Raw genomic sequence first — 21,195 nt, forward strand, 5'->3', positions numbered from 1 at the left:
TATGAAATACCTGACAAACTCAATAATTCTGCTAGTCACTATAATTATAGTGACCGGTTGTACTGGGCAAAAAAACATAAGATTTGTTTTAATGCCGGATATACAGACCTATACGCGACTTTATCCTGAGATCTTAGAATGCCAAACTAGATGGATTAAAGAACATGCAGATAGTATTACATTTGTCTTGCAACAAGGAGATATGACTGAAAATAATATTGATGAACAGTGGAAAGTTGCAGCATCTGGAATGAACATATTGGACAATCAAGTACCATATGCCTTTGTAATGGGCAATCATGATTTAGGAAACAATTCTGATAAAAGAGATTCTAAATTGTTTAATGAATACTTTCCGTATATAAAACATAGTCAGATGAGGCATTTTGGTGGAGCATTCGAGGAAGGGAAAATGGATAATGTATGGTATTCATTTAAAGCAGGTGGATTAGAATGGTTAGTTCTTTGTTTGGAATTTGGTCCTCGTAACATGGTTTTAGATTGGGCGGGAAAGGTTATAGACTCTCACCCTACTTATAAAGTAATTATAAATACCCATGCTTATATGTATTCAGATGATACTCGTATGGGAACTAATGATTGTTGGCTACCCCAAGAATATGGAATTGGGAAAGATACGGGAGAAAATACAGTGAACAATGGAGAGCAGATATGGGATAAGCTAATAAAAAAGTGTCCTAATATTTTATTCGTATTTAGTGGTCATGTTTTAAATGATGGAACTGGTACCTTAGTTAGCACTGGAATACATGGTAATAAGGTATATCAAATGTTAGCTAATTATCAAGATGGTGTGGAAGGAGCTATTAGGGGGAAAAACGGTTTTTTACGTATTATAGATATTAATGTAAAGGAAAAACAGATAGATGTGAAAACATATTCTCCTTATTTACGTGAGTATAAATTGGATAAAGAGCATCAGTTTTCTTTTGAAGATGTATCCTTCAACTAAAAACATATATCATTAATTAAATATATTATGAAAAGAATCAAATTACTTGCTATCTTGTTGTTATTTGATATCCAAGTTTTTTCTCAAATTGATTTTTATAAATGGGAATTGCAGAATCTCTCAGATATTTCTCGATTGCCTGAATATCGTACAGGCAACATATATCAATTATCCAGTTATGATCGTACTGGTGGCAATGATGATGGGTTTTCTGGCAGGTACTCTTACATTCGTAAAGAAGGGAATGATTTAGTGGTGGCTGACATCAAAGGGGCAGGGGTTATTAACCGGATATGGACTCCTACTCCTACTAAAGATACTATTCAGTTTTATTTTGATGGAGAACAACAACCGAGGATAAATATTCCTTTTATAGATCTTTTTTCCGGAAATGTTTATCCTTTTATTGCCCCATTATGTGGAAATGAAATAGGAGGATATTATTGTTATATGCCTATACCCTATGCAAAATCAATTAAAATTGTATATAAAGGGAATGATTTGAAGTTTCACCAAATACAATACAGAGAATTGTCTGGTAAAGAAAAGGTCAAAAGCTTTTCATGGAGCTATTTTGATAATACGTTGCTATTACCTGAAATAGATAAAATTTGGAATTGTCTCCCTCTTTCTGTATATGGTGATAAAGTAAGCATACAGCAAATAAATGTAACGATTAAAGAAGGAGAGGAAGGGGAAATCTTTGAACTTCAAAATGGTGGTAGGATAGTAGGAATAGAATTAGATGGTGGATATGATTTGCAAAGAAAAAGTGAAAAACTGCTATTGAAAGCCAATTGGGATGATGAAGTAAGGGCTGCAATAGATGTACCTTTCAATAGCTTTTTTGGATATGTGTCAGGAAAGCCATCCATGAGTTCTATTTTGCTTGGATCAACTTTATCTATGTGTTATTCTTATTTACCGATGCCATTTGATAACAAGGCGAAGTTGTCTGTAGAATATAAAGATAATGGTACCGGAGGGGAAATTACGATTTCAGGGAGAGTTTATTTTATAGAAGAAAAGCGTGATAGGAAAAGGGAAGGGAAACTGTATGCTCAGGCGCGTAGGGAATATTTGCCTCCGGTAGGTTCTCCCTTTACAATTGCCAATGTGCTTGGAAAAGGTCATTACATAGGTACAATTCTTATTGCTCAAGGGTTGAATGAAGGAATGACTGAATACTGGGAAAGTGATGATTGTTCTCTGATTGATGGAGAAATGCGCATACATGGAACAGGCTCTGAGGATTATTTTAATGGTGGCTGGTACGCTGTGATGGATCGTTGGGACAGAGGAGTAAGTTTGCCTATACATGGGGCTTTATTATATGATTTGAAAACGGCACGTACGGGTGGATATCGTTTTTATTTATCAGATAAGGTTAATTTCGATTCATCCTATGTGTTAACTATCGAACATGGTCCTGAGGGTAATAAATTGAATGTGGATTATACTTCTGTTGGGTTGTTCTATTCAGATAGCCCACAGTTTGAGAACAAGCATCTATTTGATGTTACTGACGAAGTGCAACGTAGAGATATTCTTTTGGCTCAAGATATGACTATGCGGCTTTATTGGTTCACTCAGGCTTCATTTGATGGAAGTTCAATGATTATTTCATCAAAACGAGAAGAACATTGGACTACCAATATTGATTTTGAGGCTGTACCTATGGTACAATTCGATCTTACAGGAATGGATAATGGTAAATATAAAGTATATGTTGTTCATACAGGTTTAGAAGAAAATAAGCCCTTCTCTATATGGCAACGGACAAATCAGGTTTCAGAATGGATTGTAAGCAATAAGGACCTTCAGTCGACTTCTTTTGCTGGAGAAATTGAAATATCCGAACAGGTTAAAACTCTGACCGTACGAAAAAAGAAGATGGATAATACTATAGTGAAAATTGATTATCTTATTTTTGAAAAAGAGAAAGACTAATAATGAAGATGATACGATTATATTTGGAATTTATTTTGTTGCTCGTAATATTTTGTTCGTGTAATTCTACTTCTTCTGATGTAGAAAGGAAATATTTGCATTTAAGTAAGGCTGATTTAGAGAATAAGATTAAGGGTGGCTGGGCAGGTCAAACAATTGGAGTAACTTTTGGAGGAGTAACTGAATTCAAATTCAATGGCACTTTTATTCAAGATTATCAGCCGTTGCCTTGGAATGATAATCAAATAAAGAATACAATGCTTTCATGGCCTGACTTATATGATGATCTTTATATGGATCTTACATTTGTGGAAGTATTTGAGCGTCTAGGTTTTGATGCACCAGTTGACTCATTTGCTTATGCTTTCGCTAATGCTGACTATATGTTATGGCATGCTAACCAAGCGGCTCGTTATAATATACTAAATGGAGTACTTCCTCCTAAATCTGGATATTGGAAGAATAATCCCCATGCCGATGATATTGACTATCAAATCGAAGCGGATTTTGCGGGGTTAATGTCTCCTGCAATGCCTAATGTAGCTTCTGATATTAGTGACAAAATAGGACATATAATGTGTTATGGTGATGGTTGGTATGGTGGTGTATATGTAGGGGCAATGTATAGTTTGGCTTTTGTTTATGATAATATTTATGAGATTGTAACGGAAGCTTTGAAAACTATACCTCAGCAAAGTACTTTTTACCAGTGTATAGCTGATGTTATAAGATGGCATAAAGAATATCCGGAAGATTGGCATCAGACTTGGTTTGAGATACAAAAGAAGTGGTCGGAAGATAAGGCTTGTCCGGAAGGTGTATTTGTACCTTTCAATATTGATGCAAAATTAAATGCTGCTTATGTGGTTATGGGCTTATTATATGGTAATGGAGATTTCACTCGAACGCTTGAAATAAGTACCCGGGCAGGGCAAGATTCAGATTGTAATCCATCGACGGCCGGCGGAGTATTGGCAACAATGATAGGATATGATAAAATTCCTACATATTGGAAGAGTAGCCTTTCTCAGGCGGAACAATTAAACTTTAAATATACGAATATGTCTTTAGAAAAGACTTATGAAATTAGTTTTAAACATGCTTTGTTGATGATTGAACGTAATGGTGGAATTATAAAGGAAGATAGTGTTGAAATCTTACTCCAAAATCTTAAGGAAGTACGCTTTGAACAAAGTTACCCCAATCTGATTCCTAAAAAGAAAGAATCATTCTGGAGGCTTGTTGATAAAGAAGTTTCTTTTGAATTTGAAGGTACTGGGTTTGCTTGGCGTGGTGAAGCTACGAAAATAAACAAAGATTTAAATGACTATGTCTTTAATGTAACATTTTGTATAAATGATAAAGAAGTAGAGCGCTGTGTTCTTCCTACTTCCTATAAGCTTCGTAAGCATGATTTTTTTTGGAAGTATGACTTGCCATATGGAAAATATAAGGTAAAAATGATAATCGATAATCCTCACCCGGATTATGAAATATATTCGTGGGACTACACGATTTTTTAGAAAGAATGTTTAATAATAAATTAAGATAGAGTATGAAAAAGTTTTGTTTTAGTTTACTGCTAGTGTTTCCAATATTAGTTTTCGGACAATTAAGAAATGCTGATGTTTATAAGTTACCTGAAATGGGGAAAGAAAATATTCGTGAAAATATTAATATTCCAGGCTTCGATGGATATGAAGTGTTGAAATGTGACTTTCACATTCATACGGTTTTTTCTGATGGGAGAGTATGGCCGGACATGCGAGTCAATGAGGCGTGGCAACAAGGGTTGGATGCTATAGCTATTACAGACCATATTGAATATCGTCCTTTTAAAGATATGGTTATAGGTGATTTGAATGAAAGTTATAAAATAGCTAAGGCTCATGCTGATTATTTGGGGTTCATTGTTATCAAAGGTGCAGAGGTTACACGAGAAAAACCCATAGGACATCTTAATGCTTTATTCATAAATGATGCTAATAAACTTGATCAAGAAGATCCTGTGGATGCTTTGCGTGAAGCTAAAAAGCAAGGGGCATTCATTATGTGGAATCATCCGGGATGGCCCGATGATAAGAGTACTTTATATTCAATTCATGAACAACTTTTGAAAGATAAAGTTATAGATGGAGTTGAATGCTTCAATTTTCTAGAGTATTATCCCATTGCATTTGATTATGCTAATAAATATAATTTGGCTTATATGGGTAATTCTGATATTCATAATTTAGTTACTGAAACTTATGGTGGAGAAAAATTAGCACGTCCCATAACATTGGTTTTTTCTTCTGAACGATCTGAAGAAGGAGTAAAGGAAGCTTTGTTTGCTAGACGTACAGCTATATTATTCAATGGCGTGTTAGCGGGGAAAGAGGATATTCTTAGAAGACTTTTCTTAGCATCTGTACATCTCAGGATGATAGAAAACAATAGTGGCTATACGGAACTATGTAATACTTCCGATTTGAATTATATCCTTTTGATAAATAATTTCCAATATAATTTGCCTGCCAACAAAACTATACGTTTGCAGTTGCCGAAAGAAGGAAAAATAATAGTTGGAAATTGCTATACGGGCAAGGACTCCAAATTGGAGATTAGTTTACCTTTAAAATAAGAGTTGATAGGAAACTGATTCATTATGAAATAGTATGGGAAAAAATTGCCCCAATAGGTGACAGTAATAAATTTGTTTATCGGAGTTGATCGTTCTCTCGTACCAGGAGAAAACAGTATTGAATGGTAGTTGTATGATGACTTCCAGATTCGATCCCCAATTTGGGACTAGAATAAATCGCACACATTCAAAATATCAGGAGAAGTTGTTGAAGAATTACGTCTGATTTTGAATTATATTGTAATTGGTGTGTTGTGTCGTATGTACTGGGTTAAGAAGTACTTATGATTACAACGTTGTGGGATATTATGAATATACTTGAAATATGACTAGTCCTAAATAACCCCATTAAAGGGTTTATTGGACTAGTCGGTGGCGTAAAGTAAACTGTGTCATGCGCTGTTTTTCTTTCAAGCTCATCGGTCGGGGATCGGCCAGCGCCAAGGGGGTGCACCAGCACTCCCGACGAGCGTAAAATTACAACAACTTAAATCTATCTCCAAACTTTATCGCCAGTTGTTGGGCAATGGTGCCCCAATTAGCCAGTGGCATAGTCCATTTCTTGCGTATGTTGCGATAAGCGAGGTAGACAAGCTTCTCAAGGGCGGTGTCATTAGGGAACACGCCCTTGTTTTTTGTAACTTTCCGTATTTGCCGGTGGTAGCCTTCAACGGTATTCGTCGTATAAATCATACGACGTATATCGGATGTGAACTGGAAGTATTCAGTGAGCTTTTCCCAGTTGTCCTGCCACGACTTGATGACGATAGGATATTTCTCTCCCCATTTCTGATCTAAATCAAGAAGCTCCGTTTCAGCGGCATCCTTGCTGACTGCACCGTAAACCCGTTTCAGATCTTTAAGAAACTCCTTCTGGTGTTTACTGCCGACATATTTGATGGAGTTACGTATCTGATGGACGATACAAAGTTGCACTATGGTATCAGGGAATACGCTTTGGATGGCATCCGGGAAGCCCTTCAGACCATCGACACAAGCTATGAGAATGTCGTGTACACCACGGTTCTGTAAATCGGTCAGCACATTCAACCAGAAGTTTGCCCCCTCATTCTTAGAGATGTACATCCCAAGCAAATCTTTACGACCGTCCTTATCTATAGCCAATACGTTGTAGATTGCACGGGTAATGGCACAGCCTCTCTCATCCATGACTTTATAATGAATGGCATCCATCCAAACTATCGGATAAATATAGTCCAGGCTACGCGAACGCCACGCTTTTATTTCCGGAAGTACCCGGTCAGTGATGGAACTGATTGTTTCGGCAGACACACGGTTACCAAGATTCTCTTCCATCCAGTCGCTTATTTCACGTGTACTATTACCAAGGGCATAAAGGCCGATTATGCGGTCAGCAACACCTTCCGCAAGAATGGTCTCCCGCTTCTTTATAAACTGAGGATCGAAGCTGGAATTACGATCACGGGGGTGTAGAAACGGTCACCTCACCCATAGAAGTTTGCACCTGCTTCTGCATCTTGCCATTACGACGGTTGCCACTCATGCGTTCATCCTCGGAAAGATGGGCATCCATCTCACCTTCTAAGGCTGCATTTAAAATGCTCTCCAATAACGGGGCAAAAGCTCCGTCCTTACCCAACAAGGGCTTGCCAGCCTTGAGCTGCTCGATTGCCTTGTTCTTGATCCTTTCAAAATCAAATTCTTCACTCATAAAAAAACTGTGTTAGCAAAGTTAATACTTTTTTTGTTTGCTTTGCTGACACAGTTTTAATTACAGCCTCGACTAGTCATAATGTGAGTCCCATAATCAAAGAGGTTCTATGGCATACGTATAGTGATATACTTTGTTCTTTAATAAGAACTCTTTATGAACTCTAGGTGACCAACTGTCATCTCCTCCAAGCCCCATCTGCTTATAATCAATATGTAACCAATTCTTTTCACCACGAATTAATGTATGCGCTTTTTTACTGCGGTTCAAATCTTTATCGGAGTAATTTTGAATATTAAAATTGAAAAATGGTTTTCCTGTTATACGTATTCCGCTTCCGAAATCATCATATATCTCCAACCAGCGGTTATCCGTTTTATTTCCATTTTCTTGAGGCATAATATGTGGAAAAGACTGTTCACTGACAATTCCATTATAAATACCAACATAAGCTGATTCTTTTCTATCATCATAGCTTTCGTGAGGGCCTCTTCCAAACCAAGTGAGATTTTTCCACTCAACAGGTAATGCACACTTCATTCCGACTCTTGCCAATGACAGCACATCTATATTTATATAAAAGATGGCATCAATGAGAACTTCACCTTCATGTGAGATTGTATAATTTGCTTTTTGCAGGATATTACCTTCTTTGAATTCTAATAGGCTATTAACATAAACTTGCACATCTCCGGTAGGTAAAATCACGAAATCCAATTGTTTGGTTTTTATTTTATAATCATCCAATCCTACTTTGCACCATGAACTTGCATAAGAATTATTACGTCCTTCATCGTTATCGGTCGGAACCCGCCAGAAACATGGTAATAGAGGAGATTCCAGCAAATTGTTTCCTTTATAACTGAACTGTGATATCGCTCCGGTGAGTCTGTCAAATTGTATATGAAAACTTTTCCCTATAACTGTTAGTCCATTTTTTCTTTCTACCCGAAGAGGAGAGGTTGTTTGAACTTCTTTCTCTATGAACGGTTCGGGAAGTATATCTAGAGCTAATTGCTCTGAAGCGATCTCAATACTACCGTCAGAATAATTCCGTTGTTCAGTATCATAAAAACTAAAGTTTACATGGTATTCATTTCCAGCTTTTAAGCTTTGCCTGGGTAAGTCCAATTCTATCAATTGCTTGCTTTGGGGAGCTATATTCAAGGCCGTAATCGTATCATGATCTATAGGAAGACCATTCTCTAATAATGTCCAACATAAAATAATTCCTTTTGTATCAGTGAAATAGTTCGCATTTGATATAGAAACAAGTCCTTCATTTATATCTATATTTTCTACATTGAAATTTTGAAAAACTTTCTTCAATTCATATAACTCCGGTTGAACTTCCCGATCAGGATTTACTAAACCATCATTTGAATTTGCACCGTCACTATAATTTATTACTTCCCAATATTCTTTGCCATTTTTATCTTTCAAACGTAGTCCCTGGTCTACCCAATCCCAAGTAAACCCTCCATGTATACGGGGATATTTATAGAATAAATTCCAGAACTTTCTGAAATTGCCTAAACCATTTCCCATAGAGTGAGCATATTCACATATCAACATAGGGCGTGACTGATCTTCATTATACTGCTTGATAATTTCATTAAGAGGATTATACATATTTGAAATGAAATCATACCTTGAAAGTACTTTTGCATAAGCAGGATTTTTTGCCTCATAATGAACCGGACGTTTCTCTGGGTCACATCTTTTTATTTCTTCATAAGCCTTGTCAAAGTTCTTTCCCCAACCAGATTCATTCCCCATAGACCAGAAGATGATAGAAGGATGATTCTTATCTCTTTTTACCATGTTCACATTCCTTTCGACAATAGCACTTTCCCACTCATCTCTTTCTCCTACATAGAATCCTTTTGCCCACAAACCATGACTCTCTACATTAGCTTCATCCATTACATATAGTCCATACTCGTCACACAAGTCATACCAATCCGGGTGATTGGGGTAATGGGAAGTTCTCACCGCATTGATATTAAATAATTTCATCAATTTGATGTCACGTTCCATCGTTTCACGGGTAATATATCGCCCGGTATAAGGATCGAATTCATGTCTGTTAACTCCTTTTATTTTTACAGGTTGTCCATTAAGCAACAGATGTCCATCTTTTATTTCTACCTTTCTAAATCCTACCTTTTGGTGAATAACTTGTTGTACGCTGCCATGCTTTGGGGATAATTCTATATCCAAGCGATATAATTCAGGTGTTTCTGCTGTCCACTTTAAAGGAGAAGAAACTTTCTCTGAGAATGAGATTTCTTGCTCTTCACCCGAAGCTACACTGAACAAAAACTTTCTTGTCCATATTAATTTGCCGGATGTTTCTTTTAAAGAAATACGCAAACAACCATCTTTGACAAATTCGCTTGTCTCGTTCTTTATAGAAACGATTGCATTTAATTCTGCATCCTTATACTCCGTATCCAAGTTAGAGAAAATGGAGAAATCTCTGATATGGACTTTAGGAAGTGCAAATAAAAAGACATCACGGTATATACCACTTAATCTCCAATAGTCCAAATCCTCTAAGTAACTGCCGTCAGACCAATTTAGGACTTGGACAGTCAACTGATTCTCACCTTTCTGCAAATATTTGCTGATATTAAACTCTGCCGGTAACATTCCATCTTCATGGTATCCCACTTTTTCCCCATTCAACCAAACATACATGGCGGATTGTACTCCGGCAAAGTGCAAAAAGATTTCTTCATCTTTCCAGTCAGTCGGAACAACAAAGTTTCGACGGTATAGTCCTATTGGATTGGAATCTTTGGGAACATAGGGAGGATTAGGTTCAAAGGGGTATTTCACATTTGTAAAAATAGGCGGATCATATTCTCCTTGTAGTTGCCAATTACCAGGAACATTAATATAATTCCATGAACTATCATCGTAATCTACGCTATAAAAAGCAGTAGGGGAGGCTTCTATACCGGAAATATACTTAAATTTCCATTTTCCATTCAGAGAATGTACCATGGAAGACTCTCCTCGTTCTACCTCTGCAACAGATCGATAAGGTATATAAGAGGCATGAGCTGGTTCTGCATTTACACTATTTATTTCAGGATTCTCCCATTCAGATAATACTTCCTGAGAGTGGACAAGTGTTACAGTCCAACATATAATAACCAGGGCTAATATTTTTTTCAGCATATCTATTGGATGACATTAAATGTTTTATACATAAAAAGCTGTTCTTTTTTATCATTAAGGGTTGATTGTACATCTACTTTTTCTAAAATAACTCCTTTTACGTCCGATGTTACAATAGCAGGTCTGTAATCAAAGGTGTGAACTTTTAATTTCACATTATCCAACCGGATGTCATCTGCATGACGTATGAAGATTCCCCACGCAGGAAGCTCCTTAAATTGTGAAAACTCCGGATAGGTTGTTCTCATCTCAGGTATTCCTTCCAGTTCTTTTGCGGTCACTCCGCATTTGGCATAGAAAGGATTACCTCCTCCTGGAGATTCTATATCTATATTCTTGAGAATAATTCCTTGAATTCTATCTTCAGGTAAACCGATAATACTTGCAGGAGAGATGTTGCGAGGTAGATGTTCTACCGGGCCTTCGTATGAATAACCTGCATCAGGCTTAGAGCTTGCCAGCTTCACGTTGAAGTTGGAAAGGGTAACATTCTTCATAAGCGGTCTTCGTCCGGAATTCCAGCGGTCTCCTATTCGTAGATAGAATGCATTTCCTACATTCACGGCACGTACACTATCAACAAGTATATTTTCGATAATGCCTCCATCCACAGTGGCGAATGTCACGGCGGAACGGTAAGTGTTATAAATCGTGAGATTCTTGATGATAAAATCACGAAAACCACCTTTTGATGCTGTTCCGAATTTTAAGCCACTGGCACTTGAACGTATGATGCAATTATCAACTACTACATTTTGGCAGATTTGCGATGGCTCATGCGATTTGAAACAGATTCCATCATCGGCAGCATCGAAAAAAGAATTGCTGATTCTGACACTATCACAATCTACGATATCTATACCGTCATTATTCCAGTAAGATTTACAATCAACATTTATATTATCTATAATGACTTGCCGACACTGGTCGTAGGCTTGATTCCAACTTGCCGGATCGTGCATCCGTACTCCTTCAACTCTTACATTTCGACATTCTCTAAAATAAATATTGTGGGGACGGTTTATTTCATCAGGCCTATCCATATGCAATGGGTCATCTATCAATCCTCTCTGAATGTATGATATCAGATTGTTGGCTACTATGAATCCCCTACCGTTAATTGTACCTTCACCTGTTATTCCGATATTATCTTGCCGTACGGCAAAAAGTAAAGCTGTTCGTTGTATATACTCATCTTTCTTATAGTCTAAGGCATTATACGAACCTAATAAGACAGCCCCTTGCGCTAAGTGTAAAGTAACATTGGATTTTAAATATATGGTGCCGGTCAAATAGTTTCCGGCATCAAAAATGAGTTTTCCCCCTCCTGCTGTATGAACATAATCAATTGCATATTGGATGGTATGCGTGTTTAAAGTTACCCCATCAGGTTTTGCCCCAAAATCCATTATAGAGTAATCTTTTCCTTGGACACCAGTCCAATAGAGGAATAGAGTCAACAAAGTATATAGTAATTTTCTTTTCAGCATTGTATCAAGATATTATTTTTTCATCTTTGCATATAACTCATTCAAAATTTCCCTTCGGGTAGAAATTCCCGGTTGAATTTTTATATTCAATTTAGACAAACGCTTCCAGTTACTTAAAGTCTGTTCCTCTATCGCTTCATCTAATTTTGCTTCCCATTCGGGCAAAAAGCCCCGAAGTCCCATGTATTGTACCATTAAGAAATCTTCGTCATCTAATGAAATATCTTTATAATAAATCAGAGTAGTGCCTTGTTTAAGCAAGACATCTTGCATCATAGCTATATTGATATTCCTGACTTTTACCTTTTCTTCTATTGCAATTGAAGATGCTACACCGGCAGCTTGCCCCATAGCCATCCAGCATGGTTCCATTCTAAGTGTAGAGAAACCGATATGAGAGCCGGAAATGGGAACTGGAAATAATAAATTATCTATCTCCTTAGGAACAATCACTCCATAAGGGACAGTGTAAGGTGATGTTGGATAACCCAGAAATCCATTCAGGTGCACCATACCGGGTTCCCGTTTATGGGTGGCATGTGAATCAAATCCATAATGGCTGGCTGTGATGCTTGATGAATACACAGGAGGTCTTCCACTGCCTTTTACAGGCATCGCATCACTTGCTATGAAAAAATGAAGTCCTTCGAACCGACGTCCTTCACGTACATATACTTGTCTGGGAAAATGCCCATTATCAGTATATTCATCTTTTGCATACCCCCATTCGCGAGCTGCTTTCCGAAAATGAACCGGTAATTCTTTATCGTTTTGGGCAAACCAAAGCAGTCCTTCTGTATATTCTCTCAGTCTTGTAGCAAACTTGTCACGCCATGCCCAACCGGCTGTAGGCCATGCCCAGTTCTCTTCAGGCAGATCTGATGAGACAAAAGCAGCATGCTGGTTGTTAGCATCTGTTTTTTCATTTGGAATTTCAACCAGGTTTACTACTTTACCAAGCCCCCATTTGTCACCAGGAATCATAGTCGGATTGCCCTTAGCTATATGTTTCTTATTAGCTTCTAACATTTCCAAAGTAACATTCACCATTTCTGCTTGGGTATGACGTCCCGTCCAGACATCATCGATAATAGATGCATATTCATTACGGTCATAATTTTTGGGCTTTGTTATAGGTACTTTATTATCCGGATTTTTGGTCAGGCACAATCGGTAGTTGTATGCCTGGACAGCATTATCTCCAATAAAAGTGGAAGCATCCATTTCCGGGCCATGCCAGTATTTGTAAACACTTCCTGCTCCGGGTTCTCCAAACTCATTTTTACCTTCGCGCCCTACTCTAAAGGGGACACCGGCTGCTGCTGCCAGATCTCCCTCGTAAGTGGCATCAATGAAAATCTTGCCTTGATACTCTTCTTGAGTATTATTATCACGATTCAGAACGTTGATTTTCACAATTTTATCATCTACTTTTTTTATATTATGAGGACTGGAATCGAATTGCCGCATTGTCAAAACTGTGATTAGATCTTTATATTCTCCTAACCAGTCTGTGAATACTTGTTCTGCCACTGAAGGTTCGAAACGGAAACCATCATCACATCTCTGATATTGTATAGAAGTTACACCATATTTTTTTTTGTAATAGTCTTTGATGCGGCAGGTGAACTCTCTGAATAATCCTGTTGTTGCTGCCCGGGTTACAATATCCGTTGCTCCCAGTCCATTGGAGGGCAGACCTCCTATATGCTGTGTTCGTTCTAAAATAACAGAAGTTTTCCCAAGTTTAGCAGCTGCGAGTGCTGTGGTCAATCCGCCGGGTGTTCCTCCCACTATAACAATATCATATGTTTGCTGTGCAAAAATATTGATACTCCAAAATAATAGTAAAGTTGTTAGTAATTGTTTCATTGTAATTTCTATTTAGTGATATTAGTAGATTGATATATATGTATCTGTTGCTTCTTTTTCCCCGGTTCCTGGATTTTCATTTTACTCATGCTGACATGATGTGCATCGTCCAGTACTATAGCTGGTCTATAATCTTTTTTTCGGGCAATAAATGTAACATTCTCTAAAACAATTCGCTCAACATGTCGAAGATAGAGGCCCCACGCTGGAAGTTCCTTGAAACATGAAAATTCAGGATATGAATCAGCCAATTCAGGAACTCTATCTAATTCTTCCGGAGTCATACCAACTTTTGCTATTTCCGGTTTTCCTGCACCCGGATGATTGATTACCACATTTTTCAGTGTCACGTGTGTTATGGGATGCCCTTTTAGCCCAATGATACTTGCCGGAGATATATTTCTAGGCATATGTTCTATGGGGCCTTCATATTCATAGCCTGCATCCGGTTTTCCTTCGGGAATTTCTACATACAAATTAGAAATAAGGATAGAGTCCATTGTTCCGATTTTATTCGAATGCGTACGGTTGCCTATTCGAAGAAATATAGCATTTCCTGTATTATAGGCTTGCAGACTATCCACTACTATGTTTCGGGCGTATCCTCCATCGGGAGTAGCTATTGTTAATGCCGAACGATAAGTATCATAAATCTTATTGTTTATGATCCGGATATTTTCATATCCTCCAACTGTCATAGTACCTAATTTTATCCCGTTGGCACTCGAACGCATAGTACAATTACGAATTACTACATTCCGGCATGCAGTTTCAGTTTTATGGGATTTCAGGCAAACTGCATCATCCGAAGAGTCAAAGAAAGAATTCTCTATCAAAACATTCTGGCAATCGACGATATCAATACCATCATTATTCCAATATGCTTTATTGTCGACTGTAATACCCCTGACCCATAGCGAATCGCATTCTTCATATTCCTGTGTCCAATCACAGGTGTTTTTTATAGTAATCCCTTCTATAGTTATGCCTCGGCATTGCTTAAAATGAATTCCTCGCGGTCTACGCGGTCTGTCGTTTTCCAAAGGGTCTTTGATAAAACCTTTATGTACTTGGTCGATTATGTTGTATGATACTTGACGCCCTTGTGCATCAATTATTCCTTTTCCATAAATGGCTATATTTTTTTGGTTTATAGCTCGAATCATACTATAGCAAGGACCTTCCATATTATAGTCATAAGGGTTTAGGGAACCTACCAGCACTGCTCCTTCCTTTAATTGTATCGCTACGTTCGATTTGAGTTCAATGCTACCTGTTAAATAACGGCCGACATTAAAAACTAAAACGCCTCCCCCTTCTTTGTGAATATAATTAATACCAGTCTGGATAGAGTTGGTGTTCAATGTTACTCCATCAGACTTTATGCCAAAAAAAGATGCATTATACTCTTTACTCCACACTAACGAAAAAGACAGGGAGAAAAGGATTGATAATATGTATACTTTCATAATTAATTAAATGATTTTGACGGATTATCCGTCATGATAAATTCTAAAATACCTCCGTCTGTGATTTCATGATGAAAGATTCTAAACCGTTTTAATTCTTTTCCATTCAAAAAGACTGCCTTTACATATTTATTTTCTTCTGATAAGCCTTCGGCACGAATGATGAAATTCTTTCCACCCTCCAGACGTAATATCATCTCCTTCAGTTGAGGAGCACCAATAATATACTCTTTACTGATAGGATCTACAGGATAAAATCCCATAGCTGAGAACAAATACCATGCGGACATCTGCCCACAATCGTCATTTCCGCACAAACCGTCGGAAACGGGCAGATAAAAGTGATCAAAGATTTCTCGGATAAGTTTTTGGGTTTTCCAGAATTCCCCTGCATAGTTGTATAGGTAAGCTACATGATGACTAGGTTCATTCCCATGGGCATATTGTCCTATGAGTCCGGTCACATCAGATACAAAACCTGTATTTACAGTATTGTTCTCAAGCCAGAAGAGTGAATCGAGTTTTGCTGTAAATGCTTTATTTCCTCCCATCATCTCAATTAAAGAATCTACATCGTGTTGCACATGCCATACATATTGCCATGCATTTCCTTCAGTATAATCCCCTCCGGAAGTTCCGGCATGTGATAGTCTGAAAGGATCAAAAGGTTCTCTCCATTTGCCCTGTGAGTCCTTCCCGCGCATTAGTTTGGTTACCGGATCAAACAGGGATGTATATGCACGGGCTCTTTTGGAAAAGAAATTATAATCTTCTTTCTTTCCTAATGCTTTTGCCATTTGTGCCACACAATAGTCATCATAGCAACTCTCTAAAGTTCTGGAAACTGATTCTTCAGGAATAAGATCGAAAGGATAGTATCCATATTGATTGTAGGTTTCCCAATCAGACTTCGGGTGAGATTCTAATGATGATTTTCTGATTGCTTCATAAGCTCTCTCAGGATCAAAACCTTTATATCCTTTCAGATATGCATCTACAATAACGGGGATGGCATGGTTACCGATCATACAATGATTTTCTTTACCCCATAAAGCCCATATGGGTAAATAACCCTGTGTATCACAGTGAGATAACATTGAATTGACAAATCCGTTAATTTTCTCCGGTACTAAAAGAGTATATAATGGATGAGCTGCACGATAAGTATCCCACAAGGATAGGGTAGAATAGTATTCTCCTATGGGAGAGTAGAGGATGCTGTCATTAGGACCTCTGTATCTTCCATCCACATCAGTTATATTATTAGGTTGGATACATAAATGGTAAATGGAAGTGTAGAAGTTTACTTTTTGTTCTTCTGTGCCTGATACGTCTATCCGTGACAACAGATTGTTCCAGGCTTCGGCAGATTGAGCCTTTACTTTTTCAAAGTTCCAATCTGGATTTTCTTTTTCTAATGCTTCCTGTGCACCTTCTATGCTGACAGTAGACAGACCGACTTTTACTTGAACATTTTCTCCTGGTTTTAAATCAAATGAAAGAAGAAGGCGTTTGGCTTTTTCTCCTTCTTGAGGTTGAAGTTCTTCAATAGCTATATAGGGTTTGTCGAATTTGATAACATAGAAGAACTCTCTTTCTACCCACATTTTCACCTTGTTCTTTCCGACGATACTATATTGGTCTAACAGCTGCATTTCTGCATTTATTACATGAGTTCGTAGCTGCTCATTCTTACTTACGATTCCACTTTGAAGGTCTACCAGAATATGTGCCGGTTCTGCTTTTCTGAAAGTATAACGATGCATGGCCGTGCGTTGTGTCGCAGTCAATTCTACCTCCACTCCAAAATCAGATAAAACTACTGAATAGTATCCTGGATGAGCTTTTTGATGTTCTTTCTCATATCTACTTTTATATTTTTCATTTTGTATATCACCACAAAATGGTAGAATCAATATATCTCCTAAGTCGGGACATCCCGTACCGTTCAAATGATTTTGGGAAAATCCCATGATAGAGTCATCCTCAATATTAAAGCCAGAGCAATATCTCCACGAACCATTTCCACTTTCCGGACTTACTTGTATCATTCCAAATGGTACGCAAGCTCCTGGAAATGTGTGGCCATTATCTGCATTACCAATAAAGGGATTTACATAACAGCAATAATCCTCTTTTACATTACTACATCTTATGCTCAGAAAGCATACTCCAATTATCGCAAATACCCACCAAAAACATTCCTTTCTTTTCATTTAATTTATTTTTTTAATAGTGACTTTATAAAATCAGTATTATGTCCCCAATGTTTATTAGGAAGCTTTCCTAACTCTAGGGTCAAATCTCCGCCTTGCATGATTTCGTCATAGCTTAACCAACTTCTATTTAAAACTTTACCGTTTAAAATTGCTTTTTGAATATAGATACACTCTGCATCAGGGCGATTTACATGGATTTTAAATTCTTGTTGAGACGTTGGGTGTAATGTAACCGTATCAAAGACCGGAGCATTTATCCAATAATAGGGTATACCCGGGCAGACAGGAAATAATCCTATGGAAGAGAGCACAAACCAAGAGGACATGGTTCCGGCATCATCATCCATTTCTTTCAAGTACCCTTGTGGAGTGGTATTGAAGATTTTGCCGATATAAGGTTTTTCCCACTTTTCATGTGTCCCATAATAATTAGTGGTCGGTTCAAGTAATATTTGGCGGACTAACTTTTGCGTTTTCCATGGCGCTCCAAGGTAATAATATAAAAATGGAACATGTATATCAGGTTGGTTTCCCATATTGAATAAATTGTTCTCAAAGAAATAATCTAATTCACTCAAAACCTTTTTCTTGCTACCCAAAGTCGCAATAACCCAGTCGAAGTCATGAGGTACGAACCAACGATATTGCCATATAGTACCTTCGTACAAACCGTCACCATGCATTATATCTGAAGTTGGACCAATGTCCTTAAATTTTTGTAACCATATTGGTCTGTATTCTTTTGAGCGTAAAGAGAACTCTTTTTTTAACTCTTTATTACCCATTTTCCCTGCGAGTTCAGAAACTCCCCAGAAATCATATCCTCGTTCCAATGCTTTGTCCGGTGAGTCATTGGAGATATCTTCTGCCTCTTTTAGCATCAGTGGAAGTAGCTCGTCGAGAGAACCATCAAACATTCCTTTTTGTAATGCATCTAAAATCGTGATAATAGAGTGTTCAGTACGTGTTGTCAGAAATGGTTCTGTCTTTGTTGCAGAACGAGGCTTGCCTTGTTTGTATAATTCCGCAAGTGAGGAGATCATGTGCTTGTATTCCGTGGGACAAACAATAGATAACAGAGGATATTTTGTTCGGTAGGTATCCCAAATAGACCAACCATGATAATAGGGTAACTGCTGGCTTTTATATACTTTTCCGTCACTTCCCTTATAACTACCGGAATAATCATTGATTGTGAAAGGGATCTGGCAGGCATGATAGAGCCGCGTATAAAATGATGTTTTTAAATCTTCATCAGAAGTTTCTACTTGTATTTGTCCCAATAGATTTTCCCAGGCAATACGTGCATTGGTGCGTATCTGTTCGAAAGACTGATTCGAGCACTCTTTTTTGAGATTCGCCTCAGCTTCTTCTGCACTGACAGAGGATAATCCTATTTTCAGTATAATTTGTTCATTAGGCTCTGTTTGAAACTTCCATAGTAATTCTGAATCGTTATCTTCTGGTTTATAAGTAGATTTATCTTTTTCAATATAATAATAAAATCTGTAACTGCCTAAATCACAAGTGCAAGCAGAACGCACAAATCCTTTTACTGCATTGTCTCCTATAATGCTATGTTCTTCGGCAATATGCTTACCATAAGAATGTTTGAAATTTATTTTTATGCCGGCGGTCTCTGTAGCAGGATAGGTAAAACGATAGATAGCTGCAGTCCTACCTGTGGTTATTTCAACTTTAAGTTGATTATCTAAAGTTACGCTATAATATCCGGGAATTGCAGTTTCTGACGCCTTATCCATTTTTAAAGTCTTGCATGCTGTTCCGACAAAAGGTGTTATCAGCAGGTTTCCTCCGACGCCTATACAGCCTACTCCAGACATTCTGGTCTGTGAGAATCCTTTCAGCTGTTGTGATTGATAATCATAACCTCCGTTTCCGCGAGGTATAGTTTCTGGCCCCGGTTTAATCATCCCGAACGGAATGGTTGCGGATGGATCGGTTTGTCCATGATCATCGGAAGTACCAATGAAAGGATTTACAAAAGAGGTTTGCTGAGCTTGAACCATAGAAAGGGCCAAGCATAATACAAATATTATACTAAAGTATCTCATATTAAATGTTTTATAAATGAAAGAGGGTTTCAAAAGAAACGCGAACTCTTAAAACCCTCATTTTAGAAAAGTAGAATTAATCTTTTAATCCAGGAACTATCAAGAGTTCATTGTCTGGTATCGGAAAATAATAGAATTCTTCGCTTAATGTTAAATTGGGATTTAAAGAAAGCTCGGCTGCATCTCTATAATTCTTTTGCAAATGAAGAATCTCATGTCTTTGCATAGTAAAGAAACGCCCCATACAGCTATGTTCCATACCTGCGGTTTCCCACCGTCTCTCATCCAGAACAGCTTTTTGGAAATATTCTTTAGTGACATCCTTTGAAATAAGTGGTACTCCAGCTCTTTCTTGTACTCTCCACATGCAGTCAAATGCTAAATCATCAATACTCTTAGTTCCATAAGCAACTGCTTCTGCGTACAATAGTAAGATATCAGCATATCTAAATATCATTCTGGTTTTCCCGCTTGCGCTTGAAATTCCTTTGGTTTCATAATACCCGTCATCATAATTAAATACCCAGTCTGAACTTTCTATATTTTTCTTCCAATAAGGATGTTTCTGATTGGTTGCGGGATCATCCCAATTTAGTAATGGATAGCGTCCCGTTTCTGGGTTACGCTCCTGCCCGGTCATCGTCACCTTGGTCAGGAACCAAGCATCCTTGCGTATTCCTTCCGGCATACTTTTAAAGAATTCCAATTCAACCATATAGTCACACCATCCGCCGGACTCCTCTGGTAATTCGCTTTTGGGTCCAGAGAAATAGTTTTTCGTTTTGTTATGGAACTCTCCAAATACTATTTCCTTGGAGTAATTAGCTTCAGGTTCTTTAGTCAATGTACGTATGTCCGGTTCTAATATATAACCATACGTATCTTCGTTTTCAATGATTTCTTTATACTTTGCAGCCGCCTTATCATAATATTCCGCTCCTTTTTTCAAAGGCCAGCCTGCTTCCGTCATGTAAACAGAGGCTAGTAAAGCTTTTGCAGCGCCTTTGTTAGGAGCTACATTAATTCCGTTCTGAAAATAGGGGGCTATCTTATGATTATCCGGCAGCATTCTTTCTGCTGTTAATGCATCCGATTCTATTAATTCATATATTTTATTCACCTCTGCTTTTGGGGTATTGTAATTTATCTCATTCTCTGTGACTAGAGGTATACGTCCCCAAATGCGTACAAGCATAAAATAGTTTAATGCTCTTAAAAAGTAGGCTTGTCCCAGTCTCGGCTCCAGGAAAGATTTCTCAACCGGTGTTCTTTCTGCATTATTAATTACATAATTGCAAGCTTTGATTGTCTGATAATAGAGTTGATACATTTCAAGAATATCTGTATTTCCCGAGTTGAAATTAAACCGGTCATATTCCGAAAAACGTGACTTATTACCACCACTATGGGCTGTTACATCATCTGCACACCACACATAAATGGCTCTGAAGACGCGAGCATTAGTCTGGTAATATTTGTTGTACATCCCAGTTATAGCCATATCCAAGTCTTCCGGACTTGAGAAGAAAGAGGAAGGGGTAAGTTTGCCACGAGGGTCTTCTTCCAGGAAATTGTCACAAGAACATAAAGCAAATAATAATATGCTATAAATCAATATTTTTTTCATTTTGCATCTATTTTA

General features: G+C 37.7%; 11 protein-coding genes and 1 pseudogene. 4 read left to right on the forward strand and 8 right to left on the reverse strand.

From position 1 onward, the window contains the following. The first annotated feature begins 1 nt into the window (after window position 1). The 4 genes from K429_RS0111920 to K429_RS0111935 are packed head-to-tail and all read left to right on the forward strand — an operon-like array spanning window position 2 to window position 5,546. On the forward strand, window positions 2-973 hold the full coding sequence (locus tag K429_RS0111920; RefSeq protein ID WP_026367068.1) for a metallophosphoesterase: 972 nt from the start codon (window positions 2-4) through the stop codon (window positions 971-973). Between the two features lie 27 nt (window positions 974-1,000). Next, window positions 1,001-2,923: a glycoside hydrolase family 172 protein gene (locus K429_RS0111925; protein WP_044096633.1), complete on the forward strand. Its 1,923-nt coding sequence runs from the start codon at window positions 1,001-1,003 to the stop codon at window positions 2,921-2,923. A 2-nt stretch (window positions 2,924-2,925) separates the two neighbouring features. Beyond that, window positions 2,926-4,446, forward strand: coding sequence for an ADP-ribosylglycohydrolase family protein (locus K429_RS28685; protein ID WP_044096635.1), 1,521 nt, complete (start codon window positions 2,926-2,928; stop codon window positions 4,444-4,446). A gap of 32 nt (window positions 4,447-4,478) precedes the next feature. After that, window positions 4,479-5,546, forward strand: coding sequence for a PHP domain-containing protein (locus K429_RS0111935; protein WP_022210462.1), 1,068 nt, complete (start codon window positions 4,479-4,481; stop codon window positions 5,544-5,546). Between the two features lie 477 nt (window positions 5,547-6,023). Here the strand turns inward: K429_RS0111935 and K429_RS28690 are convergent. The 8 genes and pseudogenes from K429_RS28690 to K429_RS0111975 all read right to left on the reverse strand — a co-directional run bounded on the left by K429_RS28690 (window position 6,024) and on the right by K429_RS0111975 (window position 21,180). Continuing rightward, window positions 6,024-7,239, reverse strand: a pseudogene (locus tag K429_RS28690) (IS256 family transposase). Between the two features lie 96 nt (window positions 7,240-7,335). Beyond that, the gene (locus K429_RS0111945) at window positions 7,336-10,428 is read right to left on the reverse strand and encodes a glycoside hydrolase family 2 TIM barrel-domain containing protein (RefSeq protein WP_026367070.1); all 3,093 of its coding nucleotides are present in this window, start codon (window positions 10,426-10,428) and stop codon (window positions 7,336-7,338) included. A 2-nt stretch (window positions 10,429-10,430) separates the two neighbouring features. Next, window positions 10,431-11,918: a glycoside hydrolase family 28 protein gene (locus K429_RS0111950; RefSeq protein WP_022208349.1), complete on the reverse strand. Its 1,488-nt coding sequence runs from the start codon at window positions 11,916-11,918 to the stop codon at window positions 10,431-10,433. A 12-nt stretch (window positions 11,919-11,930) separates the two neighbouring features. Further along, on the reverse strand, window positions 11,931-13,790 hold the full coding sequence (locus K429_RS0111955; protein ID WP_026367071.1) for an FAD-dependent oxidoreductase: 1,860 nt from the start codon (window positions 13,788-13,790) through the stop codon (window positions 11,931-11,933). Window positions 13,791-13,798: 8 nt separating this feature from the next. Continuing rightward, entirely contained in the window at window positions 13,799-15,259 is a 1,461-nt protein-coding gene (locus K429_RS0111960; RefSeq protein WP_026367072.1) for a glycoside hydrolase family 28 protein, read from the reverse strand. Window positions 15,260-15,261: 2 nt separating this feature from the next. Next, entirely contained in the window at window positions 15,262-17,475 is a 2,214-nt protein-coding gene (locus tag K429_RS0111965) for a GH92 family glycosyl hydrolase (RefSeq protein WP_026367073.1), read from the reverse strand. Between the two features lie 5 nt (window positions 17,476-17,480). After that, entirely contained in the window at window positions 17,481-19,553 is a 2,073-nt protein-coding gene (locus K429_RS0111970) for a glycoside hydrolase domain-containing protein (protein ID WP_026367074.1), read from the reverse strand. Between the two features lie 76 nt (window positions 19,554-19,629). Further along, window positions 19,630-21,180 carry a RagB/SusD family nutrient uptake outer membrane protein gene (locus K429_RS0111975; RefSeq protein ID WP_022208354.1) on the reverse strand — a complete coding sequence of 517 codons (1,551 nt, stop codon included), beginning with the start codon at window positions 21,178-21,180 and terminating at the stop codon, window positions 19,630-19,632. Window positions 21,181-21,195 lie beyond the last annotated feature (15 nt).

The organism is Bacteroides sp. 14(A), assembly GCF_000526555.1.
Classification (GTDB): domain Bacteria; phylum Bacteroidota; class Bacteroidia; order Bacteroidales; family Bacteroidaceae; genus Bacteroides; species Bacteroides cellulosilyticus.

Excerpts from the sequence above, each read along its gene's own strand:
- K429_RS28685 (WP_044096635.1), top strand. The coding sequence starts at position 2,926 with ATGAAGATGATACGATTATATTTGGAATTTATTTTGTTGCTCGTAATA.
- K429_RS0111955 (WP_026367071.1), bottom strand. The coding sequence starts at position 13,790 with ATGAAACAATTACTAACAACTTTACTATTATTTTGGAGTATCAATATT.
- K429_RS0111945 (WP_026367070.1), bottom strand. The coding sequence starts at position 10,428 with ATGCTGAAAAAAATATTAGCCCTGGTTATTATATGTTGGACTGTAACA.
- K429_RS0111950 (WP_022208349.1), bottom strand. The coding sequence starts at position 11,918 with ATGCTGAAAAGAAAATTACTATATACTTTGTTGACTCTATTCCTCTAT.
- K429_RS0111925 (WP_044096633.1), top strand. The coding sequence starts at position 1,001 with ATGAAAAGAATCAAATTACTTGCTATCTTGTTGTTATTTGATATCCAA.
- K429_RS0111975 (WP_022208354.1), bottom strand. The coding sequence starts at position 21,180 with ATGAAAAAAATATTGATTTATAGCATATTATTATTTGCTTTATGTTCT.
- K429_RS0111970 (WP_026367074.1), bottom strand. The coding sequence starts at position 19,553 with ATGAGATACTTTAGTATAATATTTGTATTATGCTTGGCCCTTTCTATG.
- K429_RS0111960 (WP_026367072.1), bottom strand. The coding sequence starts at position 15,259 with ATGAAAGTATACATATTATCAATCCTTTTCTCCCTGTCTTTTTCGTTA.
- K429_RS0111965 (WP_026367073.1), bottom strand. The coding sequence starts at position 17,475 with ATGAAAAGAAAGGAATGTTTTTGGTGGGTATTTGCGATAATTGGAGTA.
- K429_RS0111935 (WP_022210462.1), top strand. The coding sequence starts at position 4,479 with ATGAAAAAGTTTTGTTTTAGTTTACTGCTAGTGTTTCCAATATTAGTT.
- K429_RS0111920 (WP_026367068.1), top strand. The coding sequence starts at position 2 with ATGAAATACCTGACAAACTCAATAATTCTGCTAGTCACTATAATTATA.